General features: G+C 72.0%; 22 protein-coding genes. 8 read left to right on the top strand and 14 right to left on the bottom strand.

Annotation, left to right across the window (positions count from 1 at the left end; all coding sequences use genetic code 11):
- Positions 1-42 precede the first annotated feature (42 nt).
- Positions 43-330 carry a hypothetical protein gene (locus tag KSK32_RS13405; RefSeq protein ID WP_013283434.1) on the top strand — a complete coding sequence of 96 codons (288 nt, stop codon included), beginning with the start codon at positions 43-45 and terminating at the stop codon, positions 328-330.
- A 52-nt stretch (positions 331-382) separates the two neighbouring features.
- Here KSK32_RS13405 and KSK32_RS13400 read toward each other — a convergent pair whose 3' ends face one another.
- A complete protein-coding gene (locus KSK32_RS13400) occupies positions 383-1162 on the bottom strand; it encodes a bifunctional 2-polyprenyl-6-hydroxyphenol methylase/3-demethylubiquinol 3-O-methyltransferase UbiG (RefSeq protein ID WP_216931523.1) in 780 nt (259 codons plus the stop codon).
- Positions 1163-1215: 53 nt separating this feature from the next.
- On the opposite strand from KSK32_RS13400, the gene KSK32_RS13395 reads away from it, so the two are divergent.
- Positions 1216-1614, top strand: a complete 399-nt coding sequence (locus KSK32_RS13395; protein ID WP_216931522.1) for a PPOX class F420-dependent oxidoreductase — start codon at positions 1216-1218, stop codon at positions 1612-1614.
- A gap of 55 nt (positions 1615-1669) precedes the next feature.
- Here the strand turns inward: KSK32_RS13395 and KSK32_RS13390 are convergent, their stop codons facing one another.
- Positions 1670-1879 (bottom strand): BldC family transcriptional regulator, encoded by a 210-nt coding sequence (locus tag KSK32_RS13390; RefSeq protein WP_007073996.1) that lies wholly within the window; start codon positions 1877-1879, stop codon positions 1670-1672.
- A gap of 256 nt (positions 1880-2135) precedes the next feature.
- The gene (locus KSK32_RS13385) at positions 2136-2975 is read right to left on the bottom strand and encodes a hypothetical protein (RefSeq protein WP_216931521.1); all 840 of its coding nucleotides are present in this window, start codon (positions 2973-2975) and stop codon (positions 2136-2138) included.
- Between the two features lie 175 nt (positions 2976-3150).
- On the opposite strand from KSK32_RS13385, the gene KSK32_RS13380 reads away from it, so the two are divergent.
- Positions 3151-4233: a Glu/Leu/Phe/Val dehydrogenase gene (locus KSK32_RS13380; RefSeq protein ID WP_216931520.1), complete on the top strand. Its 1083-nt coding sequence runs from the start codon at positions 3151-3153 to the stop codon at positions 4231-4233.
- 291 nt (positions 4234-4524) lie between these two features.
- Entirely contained in the window at positions 4525-4740 is a 216-nt protein-coding gene (locus KSK32_RS13375; RefSeq protein ID WP_013283429.1) for a DUF3073 domain-containing protein, read from the top strand.
- 147 nt (positions 4741-4887) lie between these two features.
- Here the strand turns inward: KSK32_RS13375 and amcA are convergent, their stop codons facing one another.
- The 5 genes from amcA to KSK32_RS13350 form a co-directional block, all read right to left on the bottom strand.
- Entirely contained in the window at positions 4888-5100 is a 213-nt protein-coding gene (amcA, locus tag KSK32_RS13370; RefSeq protein WP_018785465.1) for a multiple cyclophane-containing RiPP AmcA, read from the bottom strand.
- Positions 5081-6172, bottom strand: a complete 1092-nt coding sequence (amcB, locus tag KSK32_RS13365) for a cyclophane-forming radical SAM peptide maturase AmcB (protein ID WP_216936060.1) — start codon at positions 6170-6172, stop codon at positions 5081-5083. Before amcB ends, amcA begins: the two co-directional genes overlap by 20 nt.
- A gap of 127 nt (positions 6173-6299) precedes the next feature.
- Entirely contained in the window at positions 6300-7454 is a 1155-nt protein-coding gene (purM, locus tag KSK32_RS13360) for a phosphoribosylformylglycinamidine cyclo-ligase (protein WP_013283426.1), read from the bottom strand.
- A 58-nt stretch (positions 7455-7512) separates the two neighbouring features.
- The gene (purF, locus tag KSK32_RS13355; protein WP_216931519.1) at positions 7513-9030 is read right to left on the bottom strand and encodes an amidophosphoribosyltransferase; all 1518 of its coding nucleotides are present in this window, start codon (positions 9028-9030) and stop codon (positions 7513-7515) included.
- A gap of 168 nt (positions 9031-9198) precedes the next feature.
- Positions 9199-9552 (bottom strand): sterol carrier family protein, encoded by a 354-nt coding sequence (locus KSK32_RS13350; protein WP_289256569.1) that lies wholly within the window; start codon positions 9550-9552, stop codon positions 9199-9201.
- Positions 9553-9712: 160 nt separating this feature from the next.
- Between KSK32_RS13350 and KSK32_RS13345 the strand changes: the two genes are divergently transcribed.
- Positions 9713-12058: a carboxypeptidase-like regulatory domain-containing protein gene (locus KSK32_RS13345; protein WP_216931518.1), complete on the top strand. Its 2346-nt coding sequence runs from the start codon at positions 9713-9715 to the stop codon at positions 12056-12058.
- A 250-nt stretch (positions 12059-12308) separates the two neighbouring features.
- On the opposite strand, the gene KSK32_RS13340 is transcribed toward KSK32_RS13345, so the two are convergent.
- The 4 genes from KSK32_RS13340 to purS form a co-directional block, all read right to left on the bottom strand.
- Entirely contained in the window at positions 12309-13058 is a 750-nt protein-coding gene (locus KSK32_RS13340; RefSeq protein ID WP_216931517.1) for a 2-phosphosulfolactate phosphatase, read from the bottom strand.
- A 10-nt stretch (positions 13059-13068) separates the two neighbouring features.
- The gene (gene purL / locus KSK32_RS13335; RefSeq protein ID WP_216931516.1) at positions 13069-15774 is read right to left on the bottom strand and encodes a phosphoribosylformylglycinamidine synthase subunit PurL; all 2706 of its coding nucleotides are present in this window, start codon (positions 15772-15774) and stop codon (positions 13069-13071) included.
- 64 nt (positions 15775-15838) lie between these two features.
- Positions 15839-16522, bottom strand: a complete 684-nt coding sequence (gene purQ, locus KSK32_RS13330) for a phosphoribosylformylglycinamidine synthase subunit PurQ (RefSeq protein ID WP_018785472.1) — start codon at positions 16520-16522, stop codon at positions 15839-15841.
- Positions 16519-16782: a phosphoribosylformylglycinamidine synthase subunit PurS gene (gene purS, locus KSK32_RS13325; protein ID WP_013473439.1), complete on the bottom strand. Its 264-nt coding sequence runs from the start codon at positions 16780-16782 to the stop codon at positions 16519-16521. Before purS ends, purQ begins: the two co-directional genes overlap by 4 nt.
- Before the next feature lie 473 nt (positions 16783-17255).
- Here purS and KSK32_RS13320 point away from each other — a divergent pair, with 473 nt between their 5' ends.
- Positions 17256-17936 (top strand): trypsin-like serine protease, encoded by a 681-nt coding sequence (locus KSK32_RS13320; RefSeq protein WP_216931515.1) that lies wholly within the window; start codon positions 17256-17258, stop codon positions 17934-17936.
- A 12-nt stretch (positions 17937-17948) separates the two neighbouring features.
- A complete protein-coding gene (locus KSK32_RS13315) occupies positions 17949-18524 on the top strand; it encodes a YbjQ family protein (RefSeq protein WP_216931514.1) in 576 nt (191 codons plus the stop codon).
- A gap of 97 nt (positions 18525-18621) precedes the next feature.
- Here the strand turns inward: KSK32_RS13315 and purB are convergent, their stop codons facing one another.
- A complete protein-coding gene (purB, locus tag KSK32_RS13310; protein WP_216931513.1) occupies positions 18622-20046 on the bottom strand; it encodes an adenylosuccinate lyase in 1425 nt (474 codons plus the stop codon).
- Between the two features lie 177 nt (positions 20047-20223).
- Here purB and KSK32_RS13305 point away from each other — a divergent pair, with 177 nt between their 5' ends.
- Positions 20224-22521, top strand: coding sequence for a PKD domain-containing protein (locus tag KSK32_RS13305; RefSeq protein ID WP_216931512.1), 2298 nt, complete (start codon positions 20224-20226; stop codon positions 22519-22521).
- A 52-nt stretch (positions 22522-22573) separates the two neighbouring features.
- Here the strand turns inward: KSK32_RS13305 and KSK32_RS13300 are convergent, their stop codons facing one another.
- Positions 22574-23866, bottom strand: a complete 1293-nt coding sequence (locus KSK32_RS13300; RefSeq protein ID WP_216931511.1) for an acetyl-CoA C-acetyltransferase — start codon at positions 23864-23866, stop codon at positions 22574-22576.
- Positions 23867-23914: the final 48 nt, after the last annotated feature.

Genomic DNA, 23914 nt, shown 5'->3' with positions numbered 1-23914 from the left:
GACGGGGTAAGAACGGCCGTCAACGCCGAAGGAAGGAACGAGATGAGCCAGGCACCGGAGAGCGCGGAGAGCACCGAGACGGTCGAGACCCGCGGCGACGAGCGGGTGGACCTGCTCCGTGCGGACACCAACAACGACGGCAAGACCGACGTCTGGGTGGTGGACACCGACGGCGACGGCAAGGCCGACCTGTTCCAGTTCGACACCGACGGTGACGGCAAGGTGGACATCACCATGGTGGACATCGACGAGGACGGCACCCCGGACGAGGTGGTCGACGGCGACGGCGGGCTGCCCCCGGAGCAGACCACCCCCACCGTCCAGGTCTGAGATGTAAGGAAGGGCCCCTTGTTAACGCGTAGGCGCTTGAAAGGGGCCCTTCCTAACGCCGTAGCTCCAGCGTGGCGAGGTAGTAGGGGTGGTCGGTGTCGTCCACGTCGGCCAGTCGCCACGGTGAGCCGTGGACCAGCTCGGCGAACTCGTCGGGCGAGCAGACCAGGTAGTCGAACCACTCGGTGCCGAGCAGCCGGTAGCGCAGCCGCAACCGTAGTTGTCCGCCGAACCGGCCCCGCCGGCGGTTGCGCTCGTGGTAGGCGGTGTGCACCGGGTCGGTGGTGCCGTACGGGTCGGTGCCGTGGGCGATCACCCGGGCGCCAGGGCGGGCCAGCGCGGCGAGCGCCGCGAGCATCGCCGGGGCGCGTTCCCGTCCCTCGAACAGCCCCAGGTTGTTGCCGAGCAGCAGGAACGTGTCGTACCGGCGGCCGTCGGCGGCGTGCTCGTCGACGGTGCCGTGCACCAGGTCGCGTACGCCCCGGTGGCGGCTGACCCGCAGCGCGCCGAGCGAGGTGTCCAGCCCGGTGACCGGCACGCCCCGGTCCTGAAGGTGCAACGCGATCCGGCCGGCGCCGACGCCGACGTCGAGCACGTGCCCGCGTACCCGGTCCACGGCCCGGTGGTCGTGCGGCTGCCACCGCTGCGGCGGGTCCAGGTAGTGCTCGGCGGGCGCGCCGTTGACCAGCCCGTCGTCGCGTTCGATGATCTCGATGACCGGTCGGGGCAGGCGGCCGCCGGCCATCGGGCGCGGGCCGATCCCGGTGGCGACCGCGTACGCGTCGCGGATCATCTCGCCGAACACGTCGCCGATCTCGGGTTCCCCGGTCATGTGAGCACGCTATCCGGGGTCGGCGGCGCCGTCGCCGCCGTATCCTTGGCGGCGTGACCGACCTGGACCGCCTGGCGGCGGAGAAGTACGTCCTGCTCACCACGTTCCGGAAGGACGGCCGGGCGGTGGCGACACCGGTGTGGGCGGTACGCGACGGTGACGGGCTGGCGGTGTGGACGGTGGCCGACTCCGGCAAGGTGAAGCGCATCCGGCGCGACGGCCGGGTGACGGTGGCCCCGTGCGACGTGCGCGGGCGGCCGCACGGCGAGGCGGTGCCGGGCCACGCGACGATCGCCGACCCGGAGAGCACGAACCGGGTCCGGGGGCTGCTCAAGCAGAAGTACCGGCTGATCGGGCGGCTGAGCCTGCTGGGCAGCCGGCTGCGCCGGGGTGAGGGCGGCACGGTGGGGCTGCGGATCGTGCTGGACGGACCGGGCCCCGGACGCGATTAAGGGCGGCGCCGCGACGGCACCGCCCCTGATCGGAACGCCGGAGAACGCCGGTTCGTCAGTCTCCCTGGCGCTGCTGGGGGATCTGCCCCTGCAGCAGGGCCCGAACCTCCGACTCGCGGTAGCGGCGGTGGCCGCCCAGGGTCCGGATGGCACTGAGCTTGCCAGCCTTGGCCCACCGGGTCACCGTCTTCGGGTCGACACGGAACATCGACGCCACCTCGGCCGGTGTGAGTAGCGGCTCAGGTTCGTGCGTTCGCGATGCCATCGGGGTCACTCCTCCACATGTATAGACATCGGCCGGGGTCCCGCCGGCCGACGCGTCTCCCATGGTCCGGCTAGTCCCCGATGTCCGACATGGGCCGAACGGCTGAAGGTCGCTAGACGGACGGATGAACCATGCCCGATTTTTACGACTTTTATGCCGCAGAAAGTACCTTATTCGGACTCATGATCACGGTTCGTGACGCATCAGCTACGAGACACTCTCGTGTCCAAGACCACTTAGCGGGGCAAACCGGGCGTCAGTTGCACCGCTCCAGCAGCTGCACCGCGCGCCATCGGGCGACCAACTTGTCGTACGCGGCGGACGCCTCCTCGGCCTCGCCCCGGCCCAGTCCGGACAGTCCGGTGGCCACCAGCTCGGTCGAGTCGTCGGCTTCGAGCGTCTCGTCCGGCAGCAGTTGCACCAGGCCGCCGTAGTCCAGCTCGACCACCGAGCGCGGGTGGAACTCCTCCAGCCACCGGGCCGCCTCCTCGACCGCCTCGGTGATCGGCGCCTCGCCGATCGACTTGCGCAGCACCGACAGCGCCCGGGAAGCCCGGCGGCGCGCCTTGGAGATCTCGGTGCGGTAGCGCAGCGCCCGCCGCCCCGGGGCGGTGACCAGGTGCCGCTCGCCGGCCTCGAACAGCACGAACCAGCGCAGCGGCACGCCCCAGGTGGCGATCTGCTCGTGCACCCGGGGCACCCCGTGCTCCAGCACCCGGGCGCCGCTGCGCCAGTCCTCCACCACGGCCTTGGCCTGCCCGGCGAGCACCGGCGGCACGAACGCGTCGGCCAGCACCGACGGCACGCCGTCGCGGGCGCTCAGCGCCGCCTCGGCGACCCGGATACGCAGGTTCCAGGGGCAGACCAGCAGCGCGTCGTCGGACTCCAGGACGTACGCCTCGTCGGGCAGGTCGGGCAGCCGGGTCCAGCCGGCGCCGAGCGCCTCGATCACCGCCGTCCGCTGCCGCACCGGCCCCTCCAGCGGGGCGATCGCGCGACCCTCGCTGACGTACCGGCGCCAGTACGACTGCCGGTCCCGGTCGAAGGCGGTGAGCGGCTCGTACACGCGCAGGTATGAAGCGAAGAGCGACGGCACTGCGCGATCCTCCCACGAGACGGGACCGCCCGTCGCCGCCCTCGGGCCCGTGGCGTGACATGCGCGACAGTACGGTTCGGGCCGATATTAGGCTCAACGACACCGGCAGCATCCCGCCGGCGTGCCACCCGGGTTCCGCGCCCCACAAGGGCGCACACCGACACAGGAGTCAGCCATGGGCGTATTCGCCAGTACCGACGACCCCGTCTCCACGGGACATGAGCAGGTCGTGTTCTGCCAGGACAAGCAGTCCGGCCTGAAGGCGATCATCGGGATCTACTCCACCGCGCTGGGCCCCGCGCTCGGCGGCACCCGGTTCTACCCGTACGCCAGCGAGGCCGACGCCCTCGCCGACGTGCTCGACCTCTCGCGCGGCATGGCCTACAAGAACGCCCTGGCGAACCTCGACCTCGGTGGCGGCAAGGCGGTCATCTGGGGTGACCCCGAGCAGGTCAAGAGCGAGGCGCTGCTGCGCGCGTACGGCCGCTTCGTCGAGTCGCTGAACGGCCGCTACTACACCGCCTGCGACGTGGGCACGTACGTGGCGGACATGGACGTGATCGCCCGGGAGACCCGCTACGTGACCGGCCGCAGCGTGGAGCACGGCGGCGCGGGCGACTCCTCCATCCTCACCGCCTGGGGCGTGTTCCAGGGCATGCGGGCCGCCGCCGAGCACGTCTGGGGCAGCCCGACGCTGTCCGGCCGCCGGGTCGGCGTGTCGGGGTTGGGCAAGGTCGGCAAGTACCTGACCGCCCACCTGCTCGACGACGGCGCCGAGGTCGTGGCGACCGACGTCAACCCGCGCGCCCGGGAGTGGGCGCGTACCACCCACCCGCAGGTCACCCTGGTCGACGACACCGAGGCGCTGGTGGCCTCCGACATCGACGTGTACGCCCCGTGCGCGCTCGGCGGCGCGCTGAACGACGACACCGTGCCGGTGCTGCGGGCGAAGGTGGTCACCGGAGCGGCGAACAACCAGCTCGCCCACCCGGGCATCGAGAAGGTGCTCGCCGACCGGGGCATCCTCTACACGCCGGACTACGTGGTGAACGCCGGTGGCGTGATCCAGGTGGCCGACGAGATCGAGGGCTTCAACTTCGACAGGGCCAAGCTGCGCGCCACCCGGATCTTCGACACCACCCGGCAGATCCTCCGGCTCGCCGACGACGAGGGCGTGCCTCCGGCGGTCGCCGCGGACCGGCTCGCCGAGCGGCGGATGGCCGAGGTCGGCCGGCTACGCACGATCCACCTGCAGTGAAGCTCACCTCCGGGGGCGGGGCGATGCTCCACCCCCGGAGGCGGTGCGCGTTAAGCTGAGCCTCGGTCTTTTTCGTACCGGTATGTCCGGTGTCACGGCCAGCCCTGGCTCTCACCCCTTACCCGGTACACTTTGTGACGGCTGGACCACTGCGACGCGCAGGTCCGGTCGACGGTGACCCGAGGTGCCGAACGGCGGCATCCCCATGTACCGTAAGAGCCACGAGAGATGCCTGACGTCATCGGGGCCCGCCTTCGGGCTGCCCCGCATTCTGTGCGAGGGGGTCGAGCCATGGGGCGCGGCCGTGCTAAGGCCAAGCAGACGAAGGTGGCCCGGGAGTTGAAGTACCACTCCCCGAACACCGACCTAACCGCCTTGCAGCGCGAACTGGCGGGTAGTGGAAAGTCTGAGCACAACTTCGACGACGACTACAAAGAGTATGTCGACGACGATGACGAGGACCACGCGGACGACGACCCGGACACCTGGGCTCGTCCGACCCGCTGACCTCCGGTCACATCTGAGCACGCGGCAACCCCCGCGTGCTCACGCATGTGCTCTGCTGAGCCGGCGTACGACCGACGATCAGGGACCTGCCGCGCCGGGGCACACGCTCCGACGCGCCGGCAGGTCCTTGATCGCGGAACCGTCCCCTCAGCGCGGCCGGTTGTTCCAGTTGTAGAACGTCGGGATGTTCTCGAAGTGGTTCCACGCGCAGACCGCGCCGGCGCCGTCGCCGCCCGACACCTCCGCCCGCAGCAGCCGCGCCGCCTCCGCCTCTCGGAGCAGAGCGGTAAGCCCCGCAGCGGCGTCCCGCACCCGGTCGGCGACCGCCTCCCGGTCGGTGTCACTGATGGTCTCGGGCATGCTCCAACACTCCCTCCAGTAGGCGGATCTTGCTGTTGCGGCAGTGCTCGGTCTCCGTACCGTCGAAACGCCCCAGCTCGAAGTAACGGTTGGCGGCGTGCCCGCCGCCACAGAACCCGAAGTACGCGCAGGACGCCCGGCACGCCTCCACGCCGGTGAGGAACTCGTCCACCCACGGCGTACCGGCCGCGCCGGCGAGGATGTCGCGTAGCGGGGTGGTGAGCACGTTCCCGCTGGCGAAGTCGCCGTACCGGGGGTCGGTGAAGCCGGCCAGCTCCGGCGAGAGCACCACCACCGAACCGTCGTGCCCGACCGTCGGGATCGGGTCGAGAGTCCGGGGCAGCAGGTCGTCGGCGGTGCCGGCCAGGACCGCGCCCGCGTACCGCAGCGACCACTCCACCTCACGCAGGTGGATCCGCGGATCCCGGCGCCACGCCGCCACCAGCTCGGCCCAGAACCCGGTGACCGCGCTCTCGTCACGCACGTTCGTCCGGGTGTTGACGCCCTCGGTCTCCTCGATGTTGACGCCGAGCACGTCGCAGCCCAGGTCGAGGAAGTAGCCGTACAGCTCGGTCGCCAGGCCCGGCTCCGGCCGCGACACCACCGCGAGCGCCGAGAACGGCAGGCCGTGACGGCGCAGCGCCGCCACGCCCGCCACGATCCGGTCGTACGCGGGCCGCCCGCCCCGGGTGACCCGCTCGCCGTTGCGCGCCCGCGGCCCGTCCACGCTGACGCTGACCCGTACCCGGTGCTCGGCGAAGAACGCGCACCAGGCGTCGTCGATCAGCGTGGCGTTGGTCTGCACGTGGTGCTCGACGTCGGGCCCGAACGGCGCCAGCAACGCGGCCAGGTGCTCCCGGCCGGCCGCGAGCGGCTCCCCGCCGTGCCAGACCACGGAGAATCGACCGCCCGCCGCCCACTGGTTGACCGACGCCGCCACCGCCTCGGCGACGGCGACCGGCATCCGCCGGTCGACCGACCGGAAGGGGAGGTAGCAGTAGGCGCAGTCGAGGTTGCACAGCGTCGTCGGCTGCATCACCACGTACGACGGGACGGCGGCGATTCCCCGCATCCCTCCGGGCGTGCGCGCAGCCATCAGCGTCTCCCCCGCCTGCCTGAAAACCGAACCTCCAGGCTAGGCCGCGGCGAGCGCTCGGGTGAACCCCCGATCACGTGCCCGGCCGATCGGCGCAGGGTGATCAGCCCCGGGTGTGCTGTCCGACCATCTGCACGTTGCCGGACCCCTCGATGATCTCGCCGGCCTGCCAGGCGTCCACGCCCCGGCCGGTCAGGGTGGCCAGCGCGCGGTCGGCGTCCTCGGCGGAGACGATCGCGAACATGCCGACGCCCATGTTGAATGTCGCCTCCATCTCCGGGTCCTCGATCCGGCCCTTGGACTGGATCAGGTCGAAGATCGGCTGCGGCTTCCAGGTGGAGCGGTTCACCACGGCGTCGACATGCTCGGGCAGCACCCGGACCAGGTTGCCGGGGATGCCGCCGCCGGTGACGTGGGCCAGCGCCCGCACCTCGGCCTCGGCGATCAGCTTCAGGCAGTCCTGCGCGTAGATCTTGGTCGGGGTGAGCAGCTCCTCGCCGAGCGTCCGCTGGCGGCCGAAGTCGTCGATCACCACGTCCAGCCGCATCCGGCCGGCGCCGAGCAGCACGTGCCGGACCAGGGAGTAGCCGTTGGAGTGCAGGCCGGACGAGCGCATGGCGATCACCACGTCGCCCACCTCGACCCGCTCCGGGCTCAGGATCTCGCTCTCCTCCACCACGCCGACGCCGGTGGCCGAGATGTCGTACTCGTCCGGACGCAGCACGCCCGGGTGCTCGGCGGTCTCGCCACCCAGCAGCGCGCAGCCGGCGTACCGACAGCCGTCCGCGATCCCGGCGCCGATCTCGGCGACCTTGTCCGGCACGACCTCGCCGGTGGCGATGTAGTCGAGCAGGAACAGCGGCTCGGCGCCGCAGGCCACGAGGTCGTCGACGACCATGGCGACCAGGTCGATGCCGACCGTGTCGTGGATGTCGAGCTGCTGGGCGATCACCAGCTTGGTGCCCACGCCGTCGGTCGAGGAGGCCAGGATCGGGTTCTTGTACTTCTTCGTGTCCAGCCGGAACAGACCGGCGAAGCCGCCCAGGTCACCCATGACCTCGGGGCGCCGGGTCTCCTTGACCTTGGACTTGAGCAGCTCGACCGCGCGGTCGCCCGCCTCGATCGACACCCCGGCGTCGGCGTACGAGACCGAGCGTTTGCGCTGCGTCCGGCCGGAACCCGCCGACCAGGGCTGGCGGTCGCCGCCGGCGCCCGTCGGGCTGGATCCTGCGCCGCTGCGCTCGGACACGTGCGTCACGGTTCTCCCCTTTTGTGGTTCCCGCGGGCCCGGAGCGGCCGGACCCGCGTCGGTGGTGCTACGGGTGGTGGGTAGGTGTGGCGACGAGCGGACCGGTCGGCCCGGCCGCCTCGGCGGCGACCCGGCGTCCCACTCCTTCGAGCACGTGCTTGCCGATCAGGTTCCCGGCCGGCAGTTCGATCGGGTACTCCCCATCGAAGCACGCCCGGCAGAGCCGGCTCTTCGGCTGCTCGGTCGCCGCGATGAGACCGGGCAGCGATACGTAACCGAGCGAGTCGGCGCCGATGGACCGCCGGATGCCGTCGTTGTCCAGCCCGTTCGCGAGCAGCTCGGCGCGGGTGGCGAAGTCGATGCCGTAGAAGCAGGGCCAGCTCACCGGCGGCGAGGAGATCCGGACGTGGACCTCCAGCGCGCCCGCCTCGCGCAGCAGCCGGACGATCGCCCGCTGGGTGGTGCCCCGCACGATCGAGTCGTCCACCACCACCAGGCGCTTGCCGCGTACGTTCTGCCGCAGCGGGTTCAGCTTCAGCCGGACGCCGAGCGCCCGCAGCGTCTGCGAGGGCTGGATGAACGTGCGCCCGACGTACGGGTTCTTCATCAGGCCCTGGCCGTAGGTGATGCCCGACTCCTCGGCGTAGCCGATGGCGGCCGGCGTGCCGGACTCCGGCACCGGGATCACCAGGTCGGCCTCGACCGGGTGCTCCTTGGCGAGCTGGCGGCCGATCTGCACCCGCGCGGCGTGCACGTTGCGGCCGGCGATGGTGGCGTCCGGCCGGGCGATGTACACGTACTCGAACAGGCAGCCCTTGGGCTCGGGCGAGGCGAACCGGCTGGACCGCAGCCCGTTCTCGTCGATGGCGATCAGCTCGCCCGGCTCGACCTCGCGGACCACGCTCGCGCCGACGATGTCCAGCGCGGCGGTCTCGCTCGCCACCACCCAGCCGCGTTCGAGCCGGCCGAGCACCAGCGGGCGTACGCCGTGCGCGTCACGCGCCGCGTAGAGCGTCGACTCGTCCATGAAGACGAAGCTGAACGCGCCGCGCAGCTGCGGCAGCACCTCCAGCGCGGCCGCCTCGACCGACAGGTCGGGCCGGCTCGCCAGCAACATGGTGACCAGCGAGGTGTCGTTCGTCGAGCCGTCGGAGTCGAGGCCCCGCACGGCCGCCTCGCGCTGCAACTCGGCGGTGTTGACCAGGTTGCCGTTATGCGCCAGCGCGATGGTGGTGCCGGCGCTCGTGGCCCGGATGGTCGGCTGGGCGTTCTCCCAGGTCGAGCCGCCGGTGGTGGAGTAGCGCGCGTGCCCGATCGCGACGTGCCCGCGCAGGCTCGCCAGCGTCGGCTCGTCGAACACCTGGGCGACCAGGCCGAGATCCTTGTAGACCACGACACCGGAGCCGTCGCTCACCGCGATGCCCGCGGCCTCCTGACCGCGGTGCTGAAGGGCGTAGAGCCCGAAGTAGGTGAGGTTGGCGACCTCTTCACCCGGCGCCCAGACGCCGAAGACGCCGCACGCGTCCTGTGGGCCGGGTCGCTGGGGGTCAAGGTCGTGGCTCAGCCGGCCATCGCCTCGGGGCACCTGCCGCTCCCTCGCAGTGGGGGTCTGGACTGGCCTGGCGGAGTCGGGGGGCAGCTCCGCACGCATGGGCCGGGACCGTCGTCGGCTCTCAGTGTACGCGACCAGCAGTCGACACCGACAGTCACGAAGTGCCCGCTCAGCGTGAACAGAGTTTGCCCTGCTCGACGCCTAAATCGGGAGGTACGGGGAGAGGTCAGCCCGGTTTCCGGAAACCCGGATGCGACCCTCAGTGACCGTTTCCGCCCATCCCCGGCGTCCGGTTGCGACGGCCAGCCAGGTCGGCGGGTCCATCTCCACCACGTTCGGCGGCGTACCACGGGTGTGTCGTGGACCACTCACGCACTGGACCGCACCGTAGGGTGGTACGCGCACCTCCACCGATCGGCCGGGGGCGCGATCCGCGAGGGCAGCCAAGAGCGTCCGGACCGCCTCCCGGAGCACCGGCCGTTCGGGCGTACGCCCCTCGTCCAGCGCCGTCAGTGCGGCGAGTACCGCTTCGGAATAAGCGTGCGGAGAGGACACGACGGGACGATACGACCCGGCAGAAGGCCGTCCGACGGCGGCCCTGGGTAGAGATGATCCGGTCAGACAAGGCATAGTTGCCGACGGCGTAATTCGTACCGTGAGTGATCAACCTCGGCCGAGCGGCCGACGCGGGGATCAGACCCGGAAGGCGGTGGACGTGTCAACACACCGACGTGCCTGGAAGCAGCGGGCCGGTGTGGTCGTAGCGCTGGTCTCCGGCGCCCTGCTCACCGTCCCCGCGTCTCCCGCCCTCGCCGCCGAGGTCAGCGTCTCGCCGGGATCGGCCACGGTCAACGCCGGCAGCGACACCACGATCACCGTCACCGTCAACCCCGAGGGCGGCGACACCAACGGCGACATCAGCCTGAGCGGCCTGCCGTCCGGCGTCAGCTGCAGCAGCGGTTGCGGCGGCATCGAGTTCAACCCACCGGGCACTCCCAAGGTCCAGATCCTCACCCTGCGCGCGAACGACAACGCGGGTGACGCCAACTCCTCCGTGACGGTCCGGATCCAGGGTGTCGGGCGGCCGGACACCGCGAACTTCAACCTCACGGTCAAGGGCAAGGCCGCCTCCCCGCCGCCGCAGCAGCCGCAGACGGTCAAGACGGTGTCCGGCAAGGTGGTCAACGCCGACGGCGAGCCGATCGAGGGCGCCCTCGTCATGCTCCGCGACAGCGCGGGCAAGGAACGCCGCACCAACACCAGTGGCAACGGCAACTTCAGCTTCAGCGGCTCCGAGTCCAACCCGATCGCGCCCGGCCGGATCGACCTCGGCGCCTCCACCGACGGCGCCTCGCCGGTCGCCCGGTCGATCAACGCGAACGCCGGCCAGTCGGTGACCGGCGTCCGGCTCAGCATCCAGCTGAAGGCGTCGGCGAGCCCGAGCGCCACCCCGTCGGCGAGTGAGTCCGCCCCGCCGTCCGAGGAGCCGCTCGAGGAGGAGGCGACCGACACCCCGTCGGCCGAGGCGCCCGCCGCGCAGCAGCCGGCCGCGAACGAGGACTCCGGTGGCTTCGGCTCCTGGCTGCTCATCCTGCTCGGCGGCCTCTTCGTCGCCGTCGGCGTGGGCACCATCGTGCTGCTCTACATGCGCCGCAAGAACGAGGGCGACGACGGCGACGGCGACGGCCCGGGCGGACCGACCGGACCGGGTGGTCCCGGCGCGGCTGGTGCGATCCCGGCAGCTCGGGGCGCGTACCACGGGACCGACGACCAGACCCGGGTGGTGAACGGCATGGGCGCCGGGCCGGCCGCGACGATGGTCGGCGGCCCGTCGATCAGCGACGCCCCCACCATGCTCCAGCGGCCGGTCGTGGACGACGTCCCGCCGGACCCGTACGGCGCCCCGCCCGGCCCGTCCTACGGTGTCGGCGGCGGCCAGGGCGGCTACGGCTACGGCGACGACGCACCGGGCCAGGGCGGCTACGGCGGCGCGGGCGGCTACGGCAACGCGCCCTCCTCGGGCGGTGGCTACGGCAACGCGCCCTCCTCGGGCAGCGGCTACGGCAACGGCCCATCCTCCGGTGCCGGCTACGGCAGCCCGGACTACGCCACCGGTGCCGCGGCCGGCGCGGCCGGCTACGCGGCCCAGGGCGGCGGCTACGGCAACGAGCGCTTCGACGAGCCCACCGGCCGCTACACCGGTGACAGCACGCAGTACGCGCCGGCGGCCGACCCGTACCCGACCAGCACCTACCAGCCCGAGCAGGACCGCGGCTACGACCAGGCCGGCTCGTCCTCGTACGGCCGTGGCCACGAGCAGGGCGACGGCTATGGCGCGGGCGGTGGCTACGGCGCCGCGTCGGGCGGTTACGACAACGGCGCGACCGGCGGTTACGACAGCGGCCGTCAGCAGGGCGGGTACGGCGATCCCACCGGCGCCTACGGCAACGCCGCGGGCGGTGGCTACGGCGACAACCCGTCCGGCGGGTACGGCGACGCCTCGGCCTACGGCGGCGGCCGCGCGGCGGGCGGCGGCTACGGCGAGGGCGCGACCGGCGGCTACGACAACGCCCCTGCGGGCGGCTACGACAACGCCCCTGCGGGCGGCTTCGGCGATGCCCCGACCGGCGGCTACGACAACGGCCGTCAGCAGGGCGGATACGGCGACGCACCGACCGGCGGCTACGACAGCCGGTCCCACGGTGGCTACGACAAGGGTGCCGGCGGTTACGACAGCGGCGCGACCGGTGGTTACGACAGCGGCCGTCAGCAGGGCGGATACGGCGACGCGCCGGCCGGCGGCTACGGCAACGCGGGTGGCGGGTACGACGGCGGTCACCAGTCCGGCGGCTACGGCCAGCAGGGCGGCGGGTACGGCGACGGCTACGGTCAGACCCCGCAGGGTGGTTACGGCCAGGGCGGTTACGGCCAGGAGCCGCCGCAGCAGCGCGGGGCCGGCTACGACAACGCCTACCCCAACGACCCGGCGCAGGCAGGCCGTTCCCGCCCGGAAGGGCAGGCGGACCGGGGCGGACGGCGCCTCGACTGGCTGGACGACTGACAGGCACCAGACGTTAGAACTGTGGCCGCCCGCGAACAGCGGGCGGCCACAGTCGTCAGCGCACCGCCGCCGCCGTTCAGCAGGCCCTGGCGGGCATGCCGGTAGGTGGCGTCCGGGTCGAGCAGCCGGGACCGCCGCAGGCGAGCAGTCGGATCGGCGGCGAGACCTCACGGCACCCGGGTTCGGAGCTGACGACGGCTCGCCGGGATCATCAGGGGCGCGCCCCGCAGGACGGGACCGGAAGCGGTGCTCAGGCGGGGGCGAAGTAGCCCTGGCGGAGCACCGGTACCACGTCGGAGACACCGACCTCGGTCGCTACCGCGACGTCCTCGGCGAAGCCGCCCTCGGTGAGTTCCCGCCCGGAGACGCATCCCCGGACCGCCGCCGGCACGTCCGGCGTGCTCGCCAGCGCGGCGAGCGCCATCGCGGCCTCCACCGAGAGCCCGCCCGGCACATCGGCGAGCGCGTCGAGTACGCAGGCCGCACCGAGCTGGTCCTCCACGCACGGCCGGAGCGACCCGTCGGGCCAGCGCTCCCCGGCCGCCACCACGCCCACCGGGGCGTCCTTCGAGCCGTACCCCTCGGCGCGCAGCCAGCGCCCGACGGCGGGTGCGTTACGCAGGCACGCCGCGACCACCGGCACCCCGGTGGCGCTCGCGGCGGCGCTGATCGCCGAGCCGTTGGGTGACGGCAGCACCAGGTCGGTGACGACCGGCGCGGTCCGCAGCGCTGCCGGGGACAGCGACCACGGGTGTTCCGCCGTCATCTTCCGGCGGCCCACAGCGGCCACGGCCCCCACCCGGCGGGCGTAGTCGGCGGCCTGCTCGCCCCACGGGAACGGGTGCACCCGCATGCCACGGCTCACCGCCACCTCCACGGCGGTGGTGAACGACAACACGTCCACCACCACCAGGGCGGCACAGACCCGGCCGAGCTCCGCCGCCCCGGTCAGTCCCCAGTCGAACCGGGCACCGGCGCCGGGTTGGGCGAAGACGGCCAAGGCCAGCGCCTCAGCGCTGACCCGGCGCCGGCTCACCGGGAGCCGGACCGCCGGACCCGTCGGCAGCCGCCGACTCGTCCTGGGCCGGGGTTCCGTCGTACGCCGGCGTCGCGTCGGCCGGTGCGGCCTCGTCCGACGACGCAGCGGGCGCGTCGGACTCCGCCACAGCGGCGGGTACGGACGCCTCGGCGTCGGCGGGCTGCGTGTACCGGCCGGCCTTGGCGATCGGCTCGGCGTCGACAGCGGCCGGGTCCACGCCGACCGGCTGCTCGGCAGTGGCCGGAAGCACAGTGGTGGTCCCGGTACGGGTCGCCTCCACCTCCACGCGGGCCGCCTCGGCCGCACCGAACAGACGCGGGAGCGTCCCGGTGTGTGCCTCGCGCAGCTCGTCCAGGCCGATCCGGAACTGGCCGTGCACCTCCAGCGCGCCGGAGGCCGGGTCGGTGACGCCGATGAACTCCCACGGCACGCCGCGCTCGGCGCAGAGGGCGGTGAACGCCTTCTCGTGGCCGCGCGGCACCGACACCAGCACGCGGGCGGCGGACTCGCTGAACAGGAACACGAACGGCATCGAGCCACCGGCGAAGTGCTCCGGCACCACGACCCGGGCGCCCACGCCGCGGCGCAGGGCCGACTCGACCAGGCTCTGCGCCAGGCCGCCGTCGGACAGGTCGTGCGCGGAGCTGAGGTGCCCGACCCGGGCCGCCTCGGCCAGCAGCTCGGCGAGCTGCCGCTCGCGGGCCAGGTCGACCTGCGGCGGGATGCCGCCCAGGTGCTCGTGGGTCACCCAGGCCCACTCCGAGCCGGACAGCTCGACGTGCGTCTCGCCCAGCAGGAACAGCTGGTCGTGGTCGCCGGCCGGACGCGGCACGAAGCCCATCGGCACCCGGTCGGCGACGTCGTCGAGCACACCGAGCACGCCGACCACCGGGGTCGGGTGGATGGCCGCGGCGCCGGTCTGGTTGTAGAAGCTGACGTTGCCGCCGGTCACCGGGATGCCCAGCTCCAGGCAGCCGTCCGCGAGGCCGCGCACGGCCTCGGCGAACTGCCACATCACGCCCGGGTCCTCCGGCGAGCCGAAGTTCAGGCAGTTGGTCACCGCGATCGGCTTCGCGCCGGTCACCGCCACGTTCCGGTACGCCTCGGCCAGCGCCAGCTTCGTCCCGTGGTACGGGTCGAGGCGGGCGTACCGGCCGTTGCCGTCGACGGAGAGCGCGACACCGAGGCCGCTGCGCTCGTCGATCCGGATCACGCCGGAGTCCTCCGGCTGGGCGAGCACGGTGTTGCCGAGCACGTACCTGTCGTACTGCTCGGTGACCCAGGTCTTGTCGGCCAGGTTCGGCGACGCGATCATGCGCAGCACGGTCTCCCGGAGCGCCTCCGGGGTGCTCGGCCGGGGCAGCGTCTCGGCGCGGTCGGCCTGGAGCAGGATCAGGTCGGCCGGCTCGCGCATCGGCCGGGCGTACACCGGGCCGTCGTCGACGAGCGAGCCCGGCGGCACGTCCACCACGAGCTGGTCGCGCCAGGTGACGACCAGCCGGCCCGGCTGGCCGTCCGCCGACGGCGCGGTGACCTCGCCGATGGCGGTGGCCCAGACGCCCCACTTCTCGGCGGTCTTGAGCACCGCGTCGAGCTTGTCCGGCGAGACGACGAGCAGCATCCGCTCCTGGGACTCGCTGGCCAGGATCTCGTGCGGCTCCATCGACGGCTCGCGCAGCGGCACGCGCTCCAGCCAGACCCGCATGCCGGTGCCGGCGGAGGCGGCGGTCTCGGTGAGGGCGCAGGTCAGGCCGGCGCCGCCGAGGTCCTGGATGCCGACGACCAGTTCGGCGTCGTACAGCTCCAGGCAGGCCTCGATGAGCAGCTTCTCCATGAAGGGGTCGCCCACCTGCACGGACGGGCGGCGCTGCTCGCTGCCCTCGTCGAAGGTGGCGCTGGCGAGCACCGACACGCCGCCGATGCCGTCGCGGCCGGTCTTGGCGCCCATCAGCACCACGATGTTGCCGGGGCCGGTGGCGTCCTTCTTCTGGAGCCGGTCGACCGGCAGCACGCCCAGGCAGAGCGCGTTGACCAGCGGGTTGCCCTGGTAGCAGGGGTCGAAGACGACCTCGCCGCCGATGTTGGGCAGGCCCAGGCAGTTGCCGTAGCCGCCGACGCCGGCGACCACGCCGGGCAGTACCCGGGCGGTGTCCGGGTGGTCGGCCGCGCCGAAGCGCAGCGGGTCCATCACGGCGACCGGGCGGGCGCCCATGGCGAGGATGTCGCGGACGATGCCGCCGACGCCGGTCGCCGCGCCCTGGTACGGCTCGACGAAGCTCGGGTGGTTGTGCGACTCGACCTTGAAGGTCACCGCCAGCTCGTCGGAGACCCGGACCACGCCGGCGTTCTCCCCGATGCCGGCGAGCAGCCGGTCGCTCGGCGGCGCCTTCTCGCCGAACTGGCGCAGGTGCACCTTGCTCGACTTGTAGGAGCAGTGCTCGCTCCACATGATCGAGTACATGGCCAGCTCGGCCTGGGTGGGCCGGCGGCCGAGGATGTGCCGGATCCGGTCGTACTCGTCGTCGCGGAGGCCCAGCTCGGCGTACGGCTGAAGCTCCTCCGGCGAGTCGGCGGCCCGGGCCACGGTGTCCACGCCCAGCGCCCAGTCGTCGGTCGGGCCGGCCTGCGCCACCACGCCCTGCGGTTCGCGCAGGGCCGGGTCCGGATGGGTGGTCATGACGTCTCCTTGCTGCGCTCGCCGCCGGTGCGGCGGGTGGGCCGACCGATGTTCCCGGCCACCATCACGCCGGCGCTCCCACCAGATGCTTGAGCACCGAGGTGAAGAAGCCGAGGCCGTCCAGGGAGGGGCCGGTGAGCGCCTCCACCGCGTGCTCGGGGTGCGGCATGATGCCGACGACGTTGCCGGCCTCGTTGGTGATCGCCGCGATGTCGCGCTGCGATCCGTTGGGGTTGCCGCCGACGTAGCGGGCGACGACGCGGCCCTCGCCTTCCAGCCGGTCGAGCGTCGCGGGGTCGGCGACGTAGCAGCCCTCGCCGTTCTTGACCGGGATGAGCACCTCCTGGCCCGGCTGGAACGCGTTCGTCCAGGCGGTGCCGGTGCTCTCGATCCGCAGGACCTGGTCCCGGTTGCGGAAGTGCAGGTGCTGGTTGCGGGTGAGCGCGCCGGGCAGCAGGTGCGCCTCGCAGAGGATCTGGAAGCCGTTGCAGATGCCGAGCACCGGCAGGCCACCGCGCGCGGCCTGGACGATCGTCTCCATCACCGGGGCGAACCGGGCGATGGCGCCGCAGCGCAGGTAGTCGCCGTAGGAGAAGCCGCCGGGCAGGACGACCGCGTCCACCCCGTGCAGGTCCGGGTCGCCGTGCCAGAGCCGGACCGCCTCGGCGCCGGCGATCCGTACGGCCCGGGCCGCGTCCCCGTCGTCGAGCGAGCCGGGGAAGGTGACCACACCGACCCGGGCGGTCACGACTGCGCGCCCGCGGTCTCGTCGGCGGTGACCACGCGGACGGTGAAGTCCTCGATGACCGGGTTGGCCAGCAGCTTGTCGGCGATCTCCCGGGCCCGGTCCAGGTCCGGTTCGCCGGTGAACTCGATCTCGATCCGCCTGCCGATCCGAACCGAGGCGACGTCACTGACGCCGAGGCGGGGCAGCGCGTTTGCGACGGCCTGGCCCTGAGGATCGAGGATCTCGGGCTTGAGCATGACGTCGACGACGACGCGAGGCACTGGGCACTCCTGACTGTGTACGCAGTTGGGTGCCGGCCCAACAATCGGGCGAGCGCAGCCAGCCTACCTGGCAGATACCGCCCGGCCCGCACCGGCCGGGGGCAGTTCCGGCACTCGTCGGCCGCACCCCCGGCACCGGACGGGCACCGTTGCCCGTTCGTTGCGGCGTCGATGCGAATTCGTTGCGCCGCGCGCTTGCCGGAGCTTTTCGACAACACCTCCCAGCAGGCATTCTGCCGCGAAACACCCCACCTTGGACCGGTATCCGACAGCCCGTCGGCGTGGCACGCGGCACACGTCACGCCATCGGCGCAATCGATCCGCATCTTGTGACAGAGGGCGTCACGGCCGTAGCATGCATCGTCAGACGTCGATGAATTAGATCGACGTCCCTCGCCGGCATCACCCCATCCGGCGGGTGTCACCCCCCCCCTGCCCGGAAACCCGGGCGTCCGCGCAGAAGGAGCCCCGACATGCGCCTCCGTCCCCTGCTCGCCGTGCTGACCACCGCGCTGGCCGGCGTCCTGGTCACCGCCTCCGGCGCCGCCGCCGCACCGGCCGGCCCCCTGATCATCGGCGGCGGTACCGTCTCGTCCGCGCCGTGGGCCGCCGCCGTCTTCAGCAACGGCTCGTTCACCTGCTCCGGCAGCGTCATCGCGCCCCAGTGGGTGCTCACCGCCCGGCACTGCGTCAGCGGCACCATGTCGGTCCGGGTCGGCAGCGTCTACCGCGCCTCGGGCGGCGTGACCCGCACCGTGAGCGCCTCCTACACCCGCTACGACCTGGCCCTGCTGCGCCTGTCCAGCACGGTCAGCACCTCCGCCGTGTCGCTGGCCACCAGCAACCCGCCGGTCGGCTCCACGAACACCATCTACGGCTGGGGCATGACCTGCTACAGCGGGTGCAGCGCGTCGTCGCAGCTCAAGACCGCCAGCGTCCGGGTGACCACCAACAGCGCCACCGACGCGTACGGCGGCCAGGCGATCCGGAGCACCCGGATCAACGGCAACGCGTGGCGGGGCGACTCGGGCGGCCCGCAGTTCTACAACGGCCGGCAGGTCGGCGTCGCTTCCACCGCCGACGGCCAGAGCATCCAGAACTACGGCAGTGTTGCGTACAACCGGGCCTGGATCTCCTCGACGGCCGGTGTCTGACGGTTGATCCCGATGCGGCGCGGATCGGTCGGGTGCGGCCCGACCGTCCGCGCCGCGCCGTTTTTCAGCATCCGATCAGCTGAACACGGCTCGCGAACCACCCGGCCGGGGACTGACAGCATCGGAAGGGTGCTGGTCGTGACGACGGATCAACTGCCCGGCTACGAGATCCGCCAGATCCTCGGCGAAGTGGTCTCCTCGATGGCGAGGACCCGCAACCCGTACCGCGAGGGGGTCAAGAACCTGCGCGGTGGCGCCTACGACCCGATGGCGCCGGACAACCTGACCCGGTGGCGTACCGACTCGGTGGCCCGCCTCGGCGAGGAGGCACGCCGCCTGGGCGCGAACGCGGTGATCGGCATGCGCTTCGACAGCCGCGACTGCGGCGAGATGTGGATGGAGATCTGCGCGTACGGCACGGCGGTGATCGTCGCGCCGAAGATGCCGGACGTCATGCCGCCGGACCAGCCCGCGATCGCGGCCGAGACCGCCCACGACCCGGAGATCGCCTCCGCGCCCGGCGGTATCGCCGAACCCGCGAGCGCCCCCAACCTGAGCTCGGCGGCAGAAACCCCCACCGGCCCCTGACCCACCTTTGCCCCGTCCGCGTCGATCATGAAGTTGACGGCAGGAATGATCTCCCTGAGTGCCGCCAACTTCATGATCGACCAGAAGAGCAGGGCCGTCAGAGGATGGGGGGCGGGGAGTAGGTGGCGGCCTCGGGGTGGGTTTCGACGACCTTGGTGATTCTTGCGGTCACCCGGGCGACCTGGTCGGTGGCGGCGCCTACGAAGGCGTTGCGGTCGGCGACCAGGGCGTCGATCTCGGGCCGGGTCAGGCCCAGGCGGCCGTCGGCGGCCAGGCGGTCGAACAGGTCGTTCTCGGCCGCGCCCTTCTCCCGCATCGCCAGCGCCACGGCGACCGCGTGCTCCTTGATCACCTCGTGCGCGACCTCCCGGCCCACACCCCGGCGTACGGCGGCCACCAGGATCTTCGTGGTGGCCAGGAACGGCAGGAAACGCTCCAGCTCCCGGTTGATCACCGCCGGGTACGGGCCGAACTCGTCCAGCACGGTGAGGAACGTCTGGAACAGCCCGTCGGCGGCGAAGAACGCGTCGGGCAGCGCGACCCGGCGCACCACCGAGCAGGAGACGTCGCCCTCGTTCCACTGGTCGCCGGCCAGCTCGCCGACCATCGACAGGTAGCCCCGGATGATCACCGCGAAGCCGTTCACCCGCTCCGACGAGCGCGTGTTCATCTTGTGCGGCATGGCGCTGGAGCCGACCTGGCCCGGCTTGAAACCCTCGGTGACCAGCTCCTGGCCCACCATGAGCCGGATCGTGGTGGCCAGCGACGACGGCGCGGCGGCCACCTGGGCCAGCGCGGCGACGACAGCCATGTCGATCGAACGCGGGTAGACCTGGCCCACGCTGTCCAGCACCCGGCTGAACCCCAGATGCTCGGCCACCCGGCGCTCCAGCTCGGCCACCTTGCCGGCGTCGCCGTCGAACAGGTCGAGCTGGTCGGCGGCGGTGCCCACCGGCCCCTTGATCCCGCGCAGCGGGAACCAGCCGATCAGGTCCTCCAACCGCTCATACGCGATGAGCAGTTCCTCGGCCGCCGACGCGAAGCGCTTGCCGAGCGTGGTGGCCTGCGCGGCGACGTTGTGCGACCGGCCGGTCATGACGAGGGCCGAGTACTCGCCCGCGTGCCAGCCCAGCCGGGCCAGCGTGGCGACCACCCGGTCCCGGATCAGCTCCAGCGAGGCACGGATCTGGAGCTGCTCGACGTTCTCGGTGAGGTCGCGGGAGGTCATCCCCTTGTGCACGTGCTCGTGTCCGGCGAGCGCGCTGAACTCCTCGATCCGGGCCTTCACGTCGTGCCGGGTGACCCGCTCCCGCGCCGCGATCGAGGCCAGGTCGACCTGGTCGACCACCCGCTCGTACGCCTCGACCACCCCGTCCGGCACCGGCACACCGAGGTCACGCTGGGCCTTGAGCACCGCCAGCCAGAGCCGGCGCTCCATCCGGACCTTCTCCTCCGGCGACCAGAGGGCGACCAGTTCGGGCGAGGCGTACCGGTTGGCGAGCACGTTCGGGATCGTCGTCACGTACCTCAGTCTTTCATGAGGCCCGGGCCGGCCCTGGCGACGCCGGTACCCGGTCCAGCACGACCGGTTGCCCGACGACCGCGTCCGATACGTCCGCAAGGGCTGCGCGGACCCGACAAGTCGCGGATCATGTTGCCCGGTCCCACTCAGGGCCTTCACTCCTCGACCGAGGTTCACATGCACAGACCTCTTCTCGCCGGGCTCACCACCACCGTGCTGACCGGCGGTTCCCTGCTGGCCCTCGCCGCGCCTTCCCAGGCGGCCGACACGACCACCATCTACGTCCGCCAGACGGCGGCGGCGTGCTCAGACACCGGCCCCGGCACTCTGGCCACGCCGTTCTGCTCCATCAATCCGGCGGTGGCCCGTGTCGAACCGGGCCAGACCGTCGACGTCAGCCAGGGCACCTACCCGGAAAGGGTCACCGTCGGCCGCTCCGGCACCCCCGAGCAGCCGATCACCATCGTCGCCAGCGGTACCGCCACGATCAACGGCCCCACCGCCGGTGTCGTCGTGCACGGCCAGCACGACATCGTGCTCCAGAACATCCGGGTGGCCAAGACCGCCGACGGCCCCGCCCTCGACCTCGCCGACGTGTCCGGGCTGACAGTGCAGGGCGGCAGCTTCCTTCCGGCGGACACGGCCACCGCACCGATCGTCCGGCTCGCAGCCGTGAGCCGGACGACGCTGACCCAGATCGTCGTCAAGGGCGCGGTGCCGACCAGTGGCATCAGCATGGACACGGCGACCACCGGTGTCGTCGTCAGCTCCGCCACCGTGGGCGGAACCTACAAGGTCGCCGAACCAAACGTCGGCATCCGGATCGACGGACCAGGAAACACGATCCTGAACAGCACCGTCGGCGCGTTCACCGGCGCCGGAATCGCGATCGGCCCGGCGGCGGCGGACACCGTCGTCGCCAACACCCAGGTCCAGAGCGGAGCCGGACTGGGGATTCACGTCCGTGGGGCCACCCGGACAGCGATCACCAACAACTACGTACGCGACCACTGCGGCGACGGCATCCGGGTGGACGGCGATGCCACCGGCGTCTCCGTGCAGAACAACATCATGACCTCGAACGGGATCACCACCCGAAGTTACTGCGACCCGGCGGATCCGCCCGGCGTGGAGATCGGACTCTTCGACGCCGCCGCCAGCAGCACCGTGGTGGACTACAACAACACCTACCATTTCAGCTCACCGTCCGACACGGCCTACTCGTGGAACGGCACCCGGATGGGCCTGCAGGCCTTCCGGCTCGCGTCCGGGCAGGCCGCGCACGACCTGGACACGTCCTACGCCACCGAGGCGGAGGACTCGGCGAACTCCGCAGCACCGGGCTTCCAGGCCACCGACCGCGCCGGCAACGCCCGTGCCGACAACCCGAACCGGCCCAACACCGGCGCAGGCCCGATGCCATGGGCAGATCGCGGAGTGACCGAATATCTGGGCGCCCCGCGCGCCTGGGTCGAGACGAAACTGGATCTGGGCACCCGCACCGTCACCGCCGACGCCTCCCTCTCGCTTCCCGGGTACCGGCCGATCTCCAGGTACGTCTTCGACTTCGGTGACGGCACGGTGGTCACCTCGGACAAGCCGGTCGCCTCGCACGCCTACGCCACCACCGGCGACTACACCGTCTCGGTGACGGTCTCGGGGTCCGACAACCGGACCGGCACCGCCACTCAGGGCATCAGCGTCCTGCGGCGTACCGGCACGATCGGTCTGCTCGCCCTCGTCAACCTGCGCTACACGTCCGCCACGGCAGGGCGGGTCCTGACCGCCGACAAGGCCACGTTGGCCGGCGACGGGCAGTTCGACCTGGCCGATGCGGGCAACGGGCGCGTCGCCGTGCTGTCCCGCTCGGTCGGACGGTACCTGGTCAACAGCGGCGCCATCCTGCCGAACAGCCCGGTGGTCACGGACGAGCAGACCTTCGACCTGGTCACCAACGCGGACGGCACGATCAGCCTGCGCTGGAGCGGCCGGGCGTACGTGGGCGTCAACGGGAGCGCTCAACTCGTCGCGACGGCCACCGCGATCGGCACCCGGGAGAAGTTTTACCGAGTCAACCCGGCCGACGCGAACCGCACCCTGAAGGCGGGCGCGAACGGGCAGTTCGTCAGCGCGGAGAGCGCCGGCGCGAAGCCGCTGGTCGCGAACCGTGCCACAGCAGGTGTGTGGGAGCGGTTCGACGTCCTCGACCTGGGCAACGGCAAGGTCGCACTCCTCGCCCAGGCCAACGGCAAGGTCGTCTGCGCGGACGGCACCGGCACCAAGCCACTGATCGCCAACCGCACCAGCGCCGGCGCCTGGGAGACGTTCGTCCTGGTCCGCAACGCGGACGGCACGGTCAGCCTCAAGGCGACGATCAACAACCGCTACGTCAGTGCCGAGAGTGCGGGCGCCAAGCCGTTGATCGCCAACCGCACCACGATCGGCCCGTGGGAGAAGTTCACAGTCGGGGGCTGATGCTCGCACCGCCGACGCCCGCCCGGGGAGCCACCCCGGGCGGGCGTCGTCGTCAGCGCTCCAGGATCGCTGTCACGCCCTGCCCGCCTGCGGCGCAGATGGAGATCAGGCCGCGCCCGCTCCCCTTCTGGTCCAGCAGCTTGGCGAGCGTGGCGACGATCCGGCCGCCGGTGGCGGCGAACGGGTGCCCGGCTGCCAGCGACGAGCCGTTGACGTTGAGCTTGTCCCGGTCGATCGAGCCGAGCGGGGCGTCCAGACCGAGGCGCTCCTTGCAGAACTCCGGCGACTCCCAGGCCGCCAGCGTCGCCAGCACCTGCGAGGCGAACGCCTCGTGGATCTCGTAGAAGTCGAAGTCCTGCAGGCTCAGCCCGGCCCGGGCCAGCATCCGGGGCACCGCGTACGTGGGGGCCATCAGCAGGCCCTCGTCGCCGTGCACGAAGTCGACGGCGGCAGCTTCGGACCAGGAGAACCAGGCCAGCACCGGCAGGTTGTGCGCCGTGGCCCACTCCTCGGAGGCGAGCAGCACAGTCGACGCGCCGTCGGTGAGCGGCGAGGAGTTGCCGGCGGTCATGGTGGCCCGCTCGGCGTCCGCGCCGGAGGCGCCGAAGACCGGCTTGAGCGAGCCGAGCTTCTCCAGGCTGCTGTCCGGGCGCAGGTTCTGGTCGCGGGTCAGTCCCAGGTAGGGGGTCATCAGGTCGTCGAAGAACCCCTTGTCGTACGCGGCGGCGAGCCGCTGGTGCGAGCGCAGCGCCAGTTCGTCCTGCGCGGTCCGGTCCACGTTCCAGCGCAGCGCGGTCCGGGCCGCGTGCTCACCCATTGAGAGCCCGGTACGCGGCTCGGCGTTGCGCGGGATGTCCGGCTTGAACGGCTGGTGTGGGCGCAGCTTCGCCGCGATCTTGAGCCGTTCGCCGAGTGTACGGGCCGAGTTGAGCTGGAGCAGCGTGCGCCGCATGTCCTCGTTGACGGCGAGCGGCGCGTCCGAGGTGGTGTCGACGCCGCCGGCGATGCCGACCTCGATCTGTCCGAGGGCGATCTTGTTGGCGACCAGGATGGCCGCCTCCAGTCCGGTGCCGCAGGCCTGCTGGATGTCGTACGCGGGGGTGTGCGGGTCGAGCCGGGAGCCGAGCACCACCTCGCGGGTGAGGTTGAAGTCGCGGGAGTGCTTGAGCACCGCGCCGGCCACGACCTCGCCGACCCGCTCGCCGGCCAGCCCGAACCGGGCGACCAGCCCGTCGAGCGCCGCGCCGAGCATGTCCGCGTTCGACGCGTGCGCGTAGCGCGAGTTGGACCGGGCGAAGGGGATGCGGTTGCCCCCGATGACCGCGACCCGCCGGACACTCTGCACGATCGACCTCCCTCGAAACTGTTGCCCGAACCCTACTCGCCAGTAGGC

It is taken from the genome of Micromonospora sp. WMMB482, from assembly GCF_019038635.1.
In the GTDB taxonomy this organism is placed as follows: Bacteria; Actinomycetota; Actinomycetes; order Mycobacteriales; family Micromonosporaceae; genus Micromonospora; species Micromonospora marina.
This window is presented reverse-complemented; position numbering and strand designations above follow the sequence as displayed.

Bases quoted from the DNA above. Each gene is read 5' to 3' on its own strand.
- KSK32_RS13380 (WP_216931520.1), top strand. From the start codon at position 3,151: ATGGGCGTATTCGCCAGTACCGACGACCCCGTCTCCACGGGACATGAG.
- KSK32_RS13390 (WP_007073996.1), bottom strand. From the start codon at position 1,879: ATGGCATCGCGAACGCACGAACCTGAGCCGCTACTCACACCGGCCGAG.
- KSK32_RS13315 (WP_216931514.1), top strand. From the start codon at position 17,949: ATGCGGCGCGGATCGGTCGGGTGCGGCCCGACCGTCCGCGCCGCGCCG.
- amcB (WP_216936060.1), bottom strand. From the start codon at position 6,172: ATGCGGGGAATCGCCGCCGTCCCGTCGTACGTGGTGATGCAGCCGACG.
- amcA (WP_018785465.1), bottom strand. From the start codon at position 5,100: ATGCCCGAGACCATCAGTGACACCGACCGGGAGGCGGTCGCCGACCGG.
- KSK32_RS13305 (WP_216931512.1), top strand. From the start codon at position 20,224: ATGCACAGACCTCTTCTCGCCGGGCTCACCACCACCGTGCTGACCGGC.
- KSK32_RS13320 (WP_216931515.1), top strand. From the start codon at position 17,256: ATGCGCCTCCGTCCCCTGCTCGCCGTGCTGACCACCGCGCTGGCCGGC.
- purL (WP_216931516.1), bottom strand. From the start codon at position 15,774: ATGACCACCCATCCGGACCCGGCCCTGCGCGAACCGCAGGGCGTGGTG.
- KSK32_RS13405 (WP_013283434.1), top strand. From the start codon at position 43: ATGAGCCAGGCACCGGAGAGCGCGGAGAGCACCGAGACGGTCGAGACC.
- KSK32_RS13375 (WP_013283429.1), top strand. From the start codon at position 4,525: ATGGGGCGCGGCCGTGCTAAGGCCAAGCAGACGAAGGTGGCCCGGGAG.
- KSK32_RS13400 (WP_216931523.1), bottom strand. From the start codon at position 1,162: ATGACCGGGGAACCCGAGATCGGCGACGTGTTCGGCGAGATGATCCGC.